Genomic DNA, 12,612 nt, shown 5'->3' with positions numbered 1-12,612 from the left:
TATGCGGAATTTTCGTTTTTTTAGTTTTGCACTCGGACTGCTTCTGTCAGCGAACGTGGTTTTCGCTGATGGAAGACTCGTTGTCTATCCGGCTCCGGAAGGCGCGTTGCTGAATGATGACTACACCGTTAAGGTAAGGGTTCCGGGTGAAAGCTGGCAAACGTTGCCCGTATATTTGATCAAGGTTGACCGGGTTGCCGGGGCGGGACACAACGTGACCGATGCGTCCATGGCTTTTTTTGATGTTGAAGGAAAGGTGGAAGTAACGGTGACCTATAATCGTGGTAAGGTTGATTCGGCACGGATAAGGCCGCTGTCGTATGGCATTACGCCGGCTACCGACGGACAGACGGTGACGTTCGTACTGGAGGGGCCCCGCAACCTCTCGGTCGAAGTGAATGGGGATATCTTTGGTAACCTCCACCTGTTTGCGAACCCCCTTCTGTCGGATATCCCGGATCGGAATAATCCGGATGTGATTTATTTTGGCCCCGGTATCCATACGTTTGAACAGGGCAAATTTCAGGTTCCTTCCGGTAAAACGGTTTATGTAGATGGTAGTGCGGTGTTGCGGGGGCGGTTACTGATTCATAACGTTCGTGATGTGAAAGTAATCGGTCGCGGAATGGTGGAACATACGGTAAAGATGGGGATAGAAATTGCGAATTCAAGCAATGTGCTGGTAGACGGACTATTTACCACCCAGTGTGCTACTGGAGGATCTGATTCGGTAACCATCCGAAATGTAAAAAGTATCAGTTATTATGGATGGGGAGATGGAATGAACGTATTTGCCAGCAATAATGTGCTTTTCGACCGTGTATTTTGCCGGAACTCGGATGATTGCACCACGGTATACGCAACACGGAAAGGGTTTGTGGGAGGAGCCCGCAACATTACCATGCAACATTCGACATTATGGGCAGATGTGGCTCATCCGATTTTCATCGGTATCCATGGAAATACCGAGAATCCCGAAGTGATCGAGAACCTTCATTACGTAGATATAGACATCCTCGATCATCAGGAGGCACAGATCGATTACCAAGGTTGCCTGAGCATCAATGCCGGGGATAACAACCTCATCCGGAACGTGAAATTTGAAGACATCCGCATAGAAGATTTCAGGCAAGGGCAGCTGGTTAACCTTCGGATTTTCTACAATCCCAAATACTGTACGGCGCCCGGTATGGGGATTGAAAATGTATTGTTCAAGAATATTTCCTATACCGGGAAAAATGCGGAGCTATCCATCATTGCCGGCTACAACGAAGAGCGAAAGATAAAGAACATCGTTTTCGAGAACCTGGTGATAAATGGCACGACCATCCATGACAGGATGGAAGGGAAACCCGCCTGGTATAAAACCGCCGATATGGCCGGTTTCTTTGTGGGGGAGCATGTAGCGGGTATCACTTTTGTAACTACCGATGACCGAGATTAACGATCCATACACACTATAAACGCACAAATGAAGCACACCATTAGACTGATATCGTTACTGTTGATCATTTTATCCTGTAAAGACAATGTTAAACATGACTACCAAAAAGACATAGACTATGGGGTTGCACAAGTCCGCCAAACGTTGAGTGTGCTACCCGAAGACCCGCCGAATATCCCCCGGAATATTACGGAGGACAACGAAACGTGGCGCTATGTAACGTATCAAGACTGGACGAGCGGCTTTTGGCCGGGACTGCTCTGGTATGCGTATGAAGCCACTGGCGATGAGATGCTACGCGAAGCGGCCGACCGATTTACCCTACAGCTAAGACCATTATCCCATGAGCCGGTGATTGATCATGACCTCGGCTTTCAGGTGTTCAATAGTTTCGGCAATGGCTACCGGTTAATGCAAGATGAATCATACAAGCCGATTATCTTGGCGTCAGCGGATTCGTTGGCGACGCTCTATAATCCAGCTGTGGGAACCATCCTCTCTTGGCCTCGGTCGGTGCCGGGAATGGAATGGCCCCAACACAACACGATTATCGACAATATGATTAATTTGGAATTGCTCTTTTGGGCGTCCAAAAATGGAGGAGCAGACTCCTTATACGACATCGCAGTGAAGCATGCGGAAACGACCATGGCGAACCATTTTCGAGATGATTTTACCAGTTATCACGTGGTGATTTACGATAAAGACAATGGCCGACGTATGAAGCGGGTAACACACCAGGGAAATGCCGATGAAAGTATGTGGGCACGGGGGCAGGCGTGGGCAATCTATGGTTACACGATGGTCTACCGCGAAACTAAGGACCCGAAATTTCTCGATTTTGTCCAGCGTGTAACAGATACTTACATAGATCGGTTACCGGAAGACCGTGTGCCCTTTTGGGATTTTGACGACCCAGACATCCCTGATGCGCCGCGTGATGCCTCCGCAGCAGCGATTGTTGCTTCGGCGCTACTGGAGCTCTGCACATTCGTAGACCAACCAGAGAAAGCTGTTTATCGCGAAACTGCAATCGCCATGCTTAAGTCATTATCGACCCATTATCATGCGGGTTCTGTCGGCAAAACTGCGCTGTTGCAACACGTGACAGGACATAAACCGAACGGAACGGAGATAAATACCTCCATCAATTATGGAGATTACTATTATTTGGAGGCCTTGTTTCGTTTGAAAAAATTAGAAGGATAACGATGGAAGGCTCAGAAAACACGCTGGTTGCAGCGGAGGAGGAAATGATTGCCGCAGCCGATATTGGAGGATCCCACATTACTGTTGGATTGGTCAAAGCTGGGAATCCCACTGTGGTGGATGATTATACGGAACGGATCAAGGTTGACAGTAAGGGATTGAAAGAGGTCATCTTTACAAACTGGTTTAATGCCTTTGAGCGGGTTTACGAAAAGTCTGGCACGCGACCATATCGGATTGCCTTTGCCATGCCCGGGCCATTCGACTACGCGCAAGGCGTATCGTTGATCAAGGGGCTGGACAAATACGAGAATCTGTATAGCGTAGATATCCGGGAAGCATTCGCAGCGCACTTCGGGATTGTTGCAGGCAATATCCGCTTCCGGAATGACGCAGAGGCGTTTCTGCATGGTGAGGTTATCGCAGCGGGGCATGCACATGCGGACCGCGTGCTCGGTTTTACATTGGGCACTGGATTTGGTTCGGCGTTCAGTCACGGTGGAAAAACGTCTGATAAGCATGTAGGACTGGAGTCGTATAAAGACAGCATCGTGGATGATTACCTCACCACACGTTGGTTCCATAAGGAGTGCCATGCACGAGGCATGGGTGATCTCACCGTGTCTGAACTCGGTCGACTGGCCATCGAAGGCGATGAACACGCCTTGCAAATTTTCGAGGAATTTTCTCTTAACCTTACAGCGGTTATCAGTAGAAAAGCCGTCGATTTGGAGGCTACTGATGTGATCTTGGGTGGCAACATTGCCAAGGCTCACGCCTTGTTTTTGCCCAATATGCGCTCCGTGATGCGGGCGCACGGCATAAGGCCCCGTTTTCGTTTAGCGCAATTGGGCGAACATGCTGCACTGGTCGGTGCAGCTTGCCTATTTTTTATAAAGCAAGATATTCCTAAACAACTAATTCCATGAACAACTATCCTATGCGTATAGCCCTCATTGCAGCGTTGGGCGGATTTCTTTTTGGTTTCGAAGTCTCGGTGATTTCGGGTGCGGAGCGGACGATTCAGCAATTGTGGTCACTTGATTCGTTTTGGCTCGGATTTACCGTGGCCTCAAGCCTCATTGGGACTGTATTGGGGTCGCTGATCATCGGTGGGCCTGCACAACGATATGGCCGTCGAAAGATGTTGTTTGTCATAGCCATTTTCTATTTCCTATCCGCTATCGGGTGTGCGGTGACCACGATTTGGGAAGGATTTATCTTCTTCCGGTTTATCGGTGGGATAGCCGTAGGCGCTTCCTCCGTGGTAGGGCCGATGTATATTTCTGAAATTTCCCCTGCGGCTATTCGGGGGCGCTTGGCTGGTATGTTCCAGCTGAATATCGTAGCCGGAATCTTAATTGCTTATCTAACAAACTTCTTGTTGGCTGGATTCGGAGGTGAAGACGCTTGGCGTTATATGCTGGGCATTATGGCAATACCAGCGATGGTATTTTATGGATTGCTTTGGTGGATTCCCGAAAGTCCGCGTTGGTTGGCGAGCAAAGGAAGGGCTGTCGATGCTGGCCGAGTATTTATACGGTTGGGTGAAACAAACGCATTGGAAAAGGCCAATGACGTCGTTGCCACCAGCGGTGCAGGCGCTGGGAAAGAAAGCTTGTTCAATGGGAAGTATAATAAACCGATTGTTTATGCCGTGCTGCTGGCTATGTTTAACCAGTTGTCAGGCATCAACGCGATTTTGTATTATGCACCCCGTATTTTTGAGATGGCAGGCTTCGACAGGGGGGATGCGTTCCAACAATCGGTATACATTGGCTTGGCGAATTTTCTGTTTACCATCCTGGCGATGGCAGTGATTGACAAATTTGGCCGGAAACGCTTATTGCTGACAGGAGCCTTGGGAATGGTGGTCTTTCTGGTGCTCACGGCTATTGCGTTTAGCAAGCCTGATGTGGCTAATCCTTATATCATCGTGTACCTGGTTGGTTTCATTGCGTTCTTTGCATTTTCACAAGGTGCCGTAATCTGGGTGTTTATCGCCGAAATTTTTCCCAATTCGGTGCGCGCGCAGGGAAGCTCACTGGGTAGCTCCACGCACTGGATCATGGCGGCCGTTATTTCATGGTTGTTTCCCATCATCGTAGAAGGAAGTCCGCTAGGAGGTTTCTATGCATTTGTGTTTTATGCAGTGATGATGTTGATCTCCTTCTTATTTATTTGGCGCGTGATGCCTGAAACAAAGGGGAAAACCCTGGAGCAGATCCAACAGGAACTCGGCATTAAATAGATAGGTTTCAGACTGGCCCATGGCAAAGAAAAAAACAACGATTGCCGATATTGCAAAGACACTCGGCGTCTCCAAAACGACGGTGTCCTTGGTGCTGAACGGTAAGGCGCGCCAGACCCAGCTGAGTAAGGAAATGGAGAAGCGGGTTCACGATTACATCAGAGAAATCGGCTATGTCCCCAACCAATATGCGCAAGGGTTGCGTAGCGGGAAGACACGGACGATCGGGATGTTGGTAGAGGATATTTCCGATTCGTTTTTTTCGGCGATTGCTCGGCAGATTGAGGAACGGGCATACCAAATGGGATATAAAATCGTGTATAGCAGTACTGAAAACGAAACCCGGAAAGCCAAAGAGCTATTGGAAGTCTACAAGAACAATAAGTTGGACGGCTACATCATCGCACCACCAGCAGGTATCGAAGATGAGGTGAAAGAATTGATGGCCGAAGGCTACCCGGTTGTATTTTTCGATCGGACGCTGCCGGGGATCCATACGGATAGTGTGATGGTCGATAATTATAACAGCGCTTATGAAGCCATGAAGCATTTGATTAATAGTGGCTATAAGCATATTGCGTTTATGACGCTTTCGTCCGATCAGGTGCAGATGCTCGAACGCGAACGGGGATATTTGCAGGCAATCTCGGAAAATAATGCAGCGTATATCATCAAGCGGGTAAAGTACCACGATGATAAGTCGCATGCCATAGGGGAAATCGAAGAATTTATTGCTTCACATGCATATATCGACGCGATTTTCTTTGCAACGAATTATATCGCTGAAAACGGGCTAGAAGCGATTGGTAACCTTGGCTTGCAGATACCGAACGACATGGGTGTAGTGGTCTTTGATGACAATAATATGTTCAGGTTATTCACCCCATCGATTACAGCGATCGCACAGCCGATCAGTGAAATTGCTGAGCATGTGATTAACCTCATGCTTGAACGCTTGACGACAGTGGCCGTTCATGAAGTCGTTGACTTCCAAACCGTGGTGCTTAAAAGTAACTTACAAATCAGGAAGTCTTCGATCAAATCGGAAAGTTAACAGAAGAATTGAGAGCCTGTTTAAATTTGTATTGTGCAATTTTTTACAGGTTATTTTTGAGCGAACCGAGGCAAATTTCGCAGGGATAGCCGGAAGCTATCGCGAGAAATTTAACGAAGGTGCAGCCAAAAAGAGGCATAAAAAAATTATTAGATAAATTTTAAACGGGCTCTGAACATGATGATAAAGAAAATATTGATTTTTGCTTGCTTATCGGTTGTCAGCTATGCGGTGCTGGCGAAAGATTTGGGAACTTGGCAGTTGCGATCGCCAGATAATGCTTACGACCTGAACATCGTGCAACGCGAAGTCGGTGACGGCAAACGGCAGCTCTACTATCGGTTGGATTACCTGGGGAAGGAGGTGGTTCGTGAATCTGAGCTCGGCATTTTGGTGGAAAACCAACTTTTTGAGTCGGCACTAGGTATCGAGAACGACCCGAGCACACGATGGTGCGAAAACCTGGACTTCCAAGTTGAAGTACGCGATGAGGTGCGGCAAGACTGGGGGCCGCTTTATGGCGAACGCAGTCGGGTTAAAAACCATTACCGCGAATTGGTATTGACGTTTACCAAATTTGGCGAAGGCAATAGCCTGACGGAGGGCCAGCATGGTACCAGTTACGATAAACGCAGGAGCTATGAATTGCACATGGTGTTCAGGGCGTATGACGAAGGCGTTGCATTTAAATATTTCTTTCCGGAAAGTAGCAACGGTCTGTTTCTGCACATCGTTGGGGAGCAGACGGCGTTTGCGTTTGCGCCAGGTACCAAGGCGTATTACGAACGGTGGGCGCAGGGGCCGTATGCATTGCAACCGCTCGAAGGGTGGGCCGACGAAAGTGAACGCCCATTAACCTTGAAACTGCCCAATGGGCTGAACGTGGCATTGCTGGAAGCCCAAATGGTGGATTATGCCCGTACCAAGTTCCGCTTGAGCGATAAGCATCCCCATACACTGGTGGCTTCCATCTATGATAATGTGGATGCCATCAGCCCGTTTTCCACGTCCTGGCGCGTCATCATGGCGGCCGAGCAGCCCGGTGAGTTGATTGAAAACAACGATATTGTATTGAACCTCAATGACCCGAATGAGATTGAAAACACCTCATGGATCAAGCCCGGTAAGGTCATCCGATCAGGGCTTACCATGGCAGAGGCTAGGGCCTGTGTGGATTTTGCGGCTGCGCACGGATTGCAGTATGTGCACTTGGATGCCGGATGGTACGGCCCGGAGATGAAAGTCGAATCCGATGCCTCTCAGGTGGCCGAAAACCGTGATTTGGCGATGCAGAAGCTCATTAATTACGCAACAGCCCAAGGAATTGGCATTATGGTTTATGTCAACCAGCGTGCACTGGCCGGCCACCTGGACGAATTGTTTCCGATCTACCAAAAGTGGGGCATCAAGGCCGTCAAATTCGGTTTTGTGCAGATTGGCTCTAATCGGTGGTCAGCTTGGTTGCACGATGCCGTCAAAAAGGCCGCTGAATACCAGTTAATGGTCGATATCCATGACGAATACCGGCCCACGGGTTTCAGCCGGACTTACCCGAACCTGATGACGCAAGAAGGTATTCATGGTAATGAAGAGATGCCCGACGCGACACACAACACCATCCTGCCGTTTACTAGGTTCCTTGCCGGGGCAGGGGACTACACCATATGCTATTACAACAACCGCATCAAGACCACGCACGCGCATCAGTTAGCGCTTTCGGTTATCTATTATAGTCCATTGCAGTTTTTGTACTGGTACGATAGCCCGGCAAATTATGGAGGTGAACCTGAAATTGAATTTTTTGATCGGGTGAAGACCGTTTGGGACGATACGAGGGTATTGAATGGCGAAATCGGTGAATATGTGACAATGGCCCGTCGGAGCGGAAAAGAGTGGTTTGTGGGCGCTATCGGTAACAACGAGGTGCAACATATTGTAGCTCCGTTGTCGTTTCTCGATGAGGGCCAAGTTTATGTAGCACATAGTTATACTGACGATGAGCAGGTGCCTACAAAAACCCAAGTGAAGGTGACGCGAATGCTGGTTGACCGGCAGTCTACACTCGAATTTCAATTGAAAGCAAGTGGAGGCTGTGCGGTGTACTTGACACCGGCAAGCGAGAATGATTTGACCAAGTACAATAAGGTGAACGGACACTAAATAATCGTTAAATTGGCGACAATGAACCGAATGAAGAATTTTGCCTCAACGATCCTACTCGTTTTTGCATTGGTTAGTGCACGCGGCCAACAAATTCCCTTGCCCGATAGCCTGCCCCAAGGGCATCCGAGGCTGATGGCGACGGCGGCGGATAAGCCTGTTTTGCAAGCACTGATCAAAAAAGAGACATGGGCAGGGCAAGTACTACAAGGGATACGGCAACGCATTGATCCTTATCTGGAACGGACGACCCAAGAACCCGATTGGCTACTATCGCGACTGATGATGTACTGGAAGAGCAAGGCATCGGCCGTGTATATCCGCGGAGGCGTGTACGACCATGCCGAGGGGGAAGCCCCTGTGCCGACAGTCCGCTTCGGCAGTACACGCGGCGTGGCCAGCCCCTATAAACGACCCCAGTTGGAAGACATCATCCCTTATATGGACGATACCAAAGGCGTCTTTTTTCACAACGCATCAAAACCGGGTTCACCCCTGGAGTGGGTAGAACAGGCCAACGTGTCGGGATCGAACATCGAAAGTGTCAACGAAGGGATTATTCGTATTTGCAAGGATGCCGCGTTTGTATACTGGATTACCGGTGATGAACGTTACGCCCAATTGGCTTTCGCACCGTTTGATACGTATATGCTGGGAATGCATTACCGCGATGAACCCATTGACCTCAGCAATGGCCATGCACAGACGCTCGTGGGATTGTCTACCTTTGAAGTAATCCAAGAACGGGTACTTGCCGAACTAGCGTACCTCTACGATTTCCTATTTCCCTTTATTGAAGCTAAGTACGCGGACAAACTGCCGATCTATGCCGAGACGTTCAAAAAATGGGTCGACATTACCATCAAAAACGGCGTGCCCCAGAACAATTGGAATCTCCATCAGGCCAAGTTTATCCTCAAGGTGGCGATGGTGCTGGAAGACAATGCCCATTACGGTGATGGCAAGGGAAGGGAGCATTATATCAACCAGATACTGAACGTGGACTCACCCCGGCAATGGTCGCTTCGCAGATTCATGGATTATGGTTACGATGAGCATACGGGCGTTTGGAATGAATGCCCGGGTTATGCGCAGGGTGTCACCCGCGACCTGACCAACTTTATCCGGGACTACGATAATACCTTCAAGCAAGACCTTTTACCGTACGCACCGGTCATGAAGACAGCAGTGGCAATGCTGCCCCAGTACCTCTTTCCCAATGATCAAATTACGGCATTCGGCGACACCTACTACGGTTCAATCAATACCGAAGCCATGAGTGACATGATCCGGATGGCTCAAAAATATGGCGATCGGGAAGACGAGACCTATTTCACGAAGTTATACAAGACATTTGAGCCCCAAGCCGATCGACAAGGGACAGCGGTTTCGACTCCCGCCCCGCAAATTGCATCATTCTTTACCAGTAAGCCGTTATTGCTAGATTCGTCGGTACCCAAAGGAGAACTTACCGACTTTATTACACCTACATTTTATGCCCCGAATGTCAGTTGGTTTGTGCAGCGCAGCCATTACAGCAACCGTCAACATGGCTTGATGATTTCGCAGTACGCCTCGCTGGGTAATCACGCCCATGCCAATGGTGTCGCCATGGAACTATACGGAAAAGGTTTTGTGTTAGGGCCGGAGTCGGGCATAGGATCTAGCTATTTCGAAAAACCCTATCTGGAATATTATTCGCAGTTCCCAGCGCACAATACCGTGATGGTGGATGGTATATCCAAATACCCGGAAATGCTGAGCAATCATCCATTCGATTTGTTAGCCCACTACCCGCAATCCGGACAGAAGGACGGCTATTATCCCAATATCACCTATTCGGAAGTGTATTTCTTAGAGCCCGAAAGCCGCAGCGACCAAAATCGCTTGTTGAGCATTGTCGGTACTTCCGATTCATCGGGTTATTATGTGGATATCTTCCGTTCAAAAAAGCAGCGTGGGGGAGACAAGTTCCACGACTATTTCTACCACAACCTCGGACAGGAACTGTTTATCCGGGACATGCAAGGCAGGGCTTTGGATTTACAGCCCAGTGAAAAGATGGCATTTGCAGGAGGGCACCTTTTTGCGCTGGATTACCTATGGGACAAGAAATCGGCAAAGGCCAATGGTGACTACCGGGCGATCTGGAAAATGGCGATGCCGGATAGCAACCACATATACATGAACCTGTGGATGAAGGGATGCGAAGGGCGGGAAGTATTTTCGATAAAAGCGCCTCCGGCCAAATCGTTCCGAGGGAACCATGGTATTCCCTATGAAGTGGATAAAGCACCGTTCCTGACCATGGCGGCCCGTCAACATGGCGAAGCGTGGAATCATCCGTTTGTGTCGATTTTCGAACCGACCACGGAAGCCGAAGGCAGTTCCATTGCCCGTATCGAATCCTTTGCCCCCACCGGTGCGGCTGAGGATTTTGTTGGGTTGGTCGTCACCAGCAAGTCCGGCCGGGAGGACCTAATTTTTTCATCCGTCGCTCCAACGGACGTAACGTACAGTGGTATTGAGCTGCGGGCGACTTATGCGGTAGTAAGTCGGCGAGGACAGGATTTTACGTTGTTCATGGGGAATGGGAAAAGGCTAATTGCTCATGGTTTCACGATAGAAGCAAAAAACTTAACCAATGCTGTGCTGGAATTTAAGAATGGCACCTATTATGTCGCGAGTGATGGCCCAATAACCGTCGAGACACAAAAAGGCAAGCGCCTAGAATTTCAACAGGAAGGGTATCACAAAGTCGATTTTTAACGCAACGGGATATGAAGAAGCTCATTTTTCTGTTTTTAGTTATGATATGGAATTCGCTTCTCGCGCAAGAACATATATCTCATGTATGGGTAGCCGATCAAGGGGATGGTACCTACAGAAATCCCATCCTGCATGCAGATTATTCCGATCCAGATGTCATCCGTGTTGGCGACGATTATTACTTATGACGTTTGGTAAAAGATACGGAATTTTCTTATCTTGGCGGGCAATTACCATTAATGAAATACAATTATGAACACAACCAGAAGGAAGTTTTTGGGTACAATGACAACGTTGGCAGCGTCAGTTGGCGCGGCATCAGCATTCCCTCGTGCATTCCGATTTGATGGGAATATCCAAGGGGCTATCAAGGTAGGTCTTATTGGTGTGAAAGGCATGGGGTGGGCCAACCTCAATTCGATGCTTAAGGTATCTGGCGTGCAATGCACAGCCCTCTGCGATGTGGACAGCCGCGAATTGAATAAACGTGCCGCTGAATTGAAACAACGCGATATTACACCAACGTTATATGCCAAGCACGAAGACTTATTGGCCGACCCCAATGTGGATGTAGTTATTGTAGGTACACCCGATCATTGGCACTGCTTGCAGCTTGTAGACGCTTGTGCTGCGGGAAAAGATGTATACGTAGAGAAACCCCTAGGCAATTCCATCGTGGAGTGTAATGCCATGGTGGCAGCGGCAACGCAATACGGCCGGGTAGTACAAGTAGGGCAATGGCAACGTAGCCAAAAGCATTTTCGGGATGCCATGGACTTTGTACACTCCGGCAAGCTGGGCAAAATCCGATTGGTAAAGGCTTGGGCTTATCAGGGTTGGATGAAAAGTATCCCGGTGAAGCCCGATGAAGCGGTGCCGGAAGGTGTGGATTATACCCGTTGGCTAGGCCCGGCCAAGCAACGTCCATTTAATCCCAATCGCTTCCATTTCGAATTCCGCTGGTTTTGGGATTATGCTGGCGGGCTGATGACCGATTGGGGTGTGCATATGCTCGATTTCGCACTCATCGGAATGAAGGCTACCACCCCTAAGTCCATCATGGCCACAGGCGGGAAATTCGCTTATCCAGACGATGCCGCCGAAACACCGGATACCTTAACCACGGTGTATGAATTTGACGATTTTACAGTACAATGGGAACATGCCAATGGCATTGACGGAGGCCCGTATGGCCGTAACCATGGTGTGGCGTTTATCGGCAACTACGGTACGCTGGTGCTCAACCGCAGCGGATGGGAAGTTATCCCTGAAGGGGAACGTATGGAGGCTGTGCCCTTTCAAAAGAGCCAAGACAATGGCTTGGATATGCATACCACCAATTTCATTGGGGCTGTGCGGGCAAAGGATCCCACCTTGCTAAATGCGCCTATCACCGCCGGAGCCCATATCGCCATCTTCTCGCAAATGGGCAATATTGCCTACCGTACAGGGAAGAAGGTTTATTGGGATGACAGCAAAGCCCAGTTTACAGACAAAAAAGCTAATAAACTGCTCGCTGCCCAGTACCATAATGGGTATAAAATCCCCAAGTAGAAAAAAATAAACGTATTTCTTTATGAAAAGGTTGGCTTTATGTCAGCCTTTTCTTGTTTTATCGCACTTTTTTACGTATAAAAACGTATTACTTAGAAATAACTAAGTAAAAATACCTAAATATAAATATTTATTTCTTACCTTAGCCGTGTTGAATATGAATTTTATCAT

The 12,612-nt window shown here is 48.7% G+C and carries 9 protein-coding genes; all 9 read left to right on the top strand.

All coding sequences use genetic code 11. The annotated features are described in order from the left end of the window. Nucleotide 1: 1 nt before the first annotated feature. On the top strand, nucleotides 2-1,444 hold the full coding sequence (locus NF543_RS01450) for a glycosyl hydrolase family 28 protein (RefSeq protein WP_257666303.1): 1,443 nt from the start codon (nucleotides 2-4) through the stop codon (nucleotides 1,442-1,444). Between the two features lie 27 nt (nucleotides 1,445-1,471). After that, entirely contained in the window at nucleotides 1,472-2,653 is a 1,182-nt protein-coding gene (locus NF543_RS01445; RefSeq protein WP_257666302.1) for a glycoside hydrolase family 88 protein, read from the top strand. Between the two features lie 2 nt (nucleotides 2,654-2,655). Beyond that, nucleotides 2,656-3,582 carry an ROK family protein gene (locus NF543_RS01440; RefSeq protein WP_257666301.1) on the top strand — a complete coding sequence of 309 codons (927 nt, stop codon included), beginning with the start codon at nucleotides 2,656-2,658 and terminating at the stop codon, nucleotides 3,580-3,582. Beyond that, on the top strand, nucleotides 3,579-4,904 hold the full coding sequence (locus tag NF543_RS01435) for a sugar porter family MFS transporter (RefSeq protein ID WP_257666300.1): 1,326 nt from the start codon (nucleotides 3,579-3,581) through the stop codon (nucleotides 4,902-4,904). The genes NF543_RS01440 and NF543_RS01435 overlap by 4 nt, the downstream gene beginning before the upstream one ends. 19 nt (nucleotides 4,905-4,923) lie before the next feature. After that, nucleotides 4,924-5,958 (top strand): LacI family DNA-binding transcriptional regulator, encoded by a 1,035-nt coding sequence (locus NF543_RS01430; RefSeq protein ID WP_257666299.1) that lies wholly within the window; start codon nucleotides 4,924-4,926, stop codon nucleotides 5,956-5,958. Between the two features lie 177 nt (nucleotides 5,959-6,135). Then, nucleotides 6,136-8,118, top strand: a complete 1,983-nt coding sequence (locus NF543_RS01425) for a glycoside hydrolase family 97 protein (RefSeq protein ID WP_257666298.1) — start codon at nucleotides 6,136-6,138, stop codon at nucleotides 8,116-8,118. A 21-nt stretch (nucleotides 8,119-8,139) separates the two neighbouring features. Beyond that, nucleotides 8,140-10,887 carry an endo-acting ulvan lysase-like protein gene (locus NF543_RS01420; protein ID WP_257666297.1) on the top strand — a complete coding sequence of 916 codons (2,748 nt, stop codon included), beginning with the start codon at nucleotides 8,140-8,142 and terminating at the stop codon, nucleotides 10,885-10,887. An 11-nt stretch (nucleotides 10,888-10,898) separates the two neighbouring features. Beyond that, nucleotides 10,899-11,075, top strand: coding sequence for a hypothetical protein (locus NF543_RS01415; protein ID WP_257666554.1), 177 nt, complete (start codon nucleotides 10,899-10,901; stop codon nucleotides 11,073-11,075). A gap of 64 nt (nucleotides 11,076-11,139) precedes the next feature. Beyond that, a complete protein-coding gene (locus tag NF543_RS01410; RefSeq protein WP_257666296.1) occupies nucleotides 11,140-12,441 on the top strand; it encodes a Gfo/Idh/MocA family protein in 1,302 nt (433 codons plus the stop codon). The last annotated feature ends 171 nt before the right edge of the window (nucleotides 12,442-12,612 follow it).

The organism is Parapedobacter tibetensis, assembly GCF_024704835.1.
In the GTDB taxonomy this organism is placed as follows: Bacteria; Bacteroidota; Bacteroidia; order Sphingobacteriales; family Sphingobacteriaceae; genus Parapedobacter; species Parapedobacter tibetensis.
This window is presented reverse-complemented; position numbering and strand designations above follow the sequence as displayed.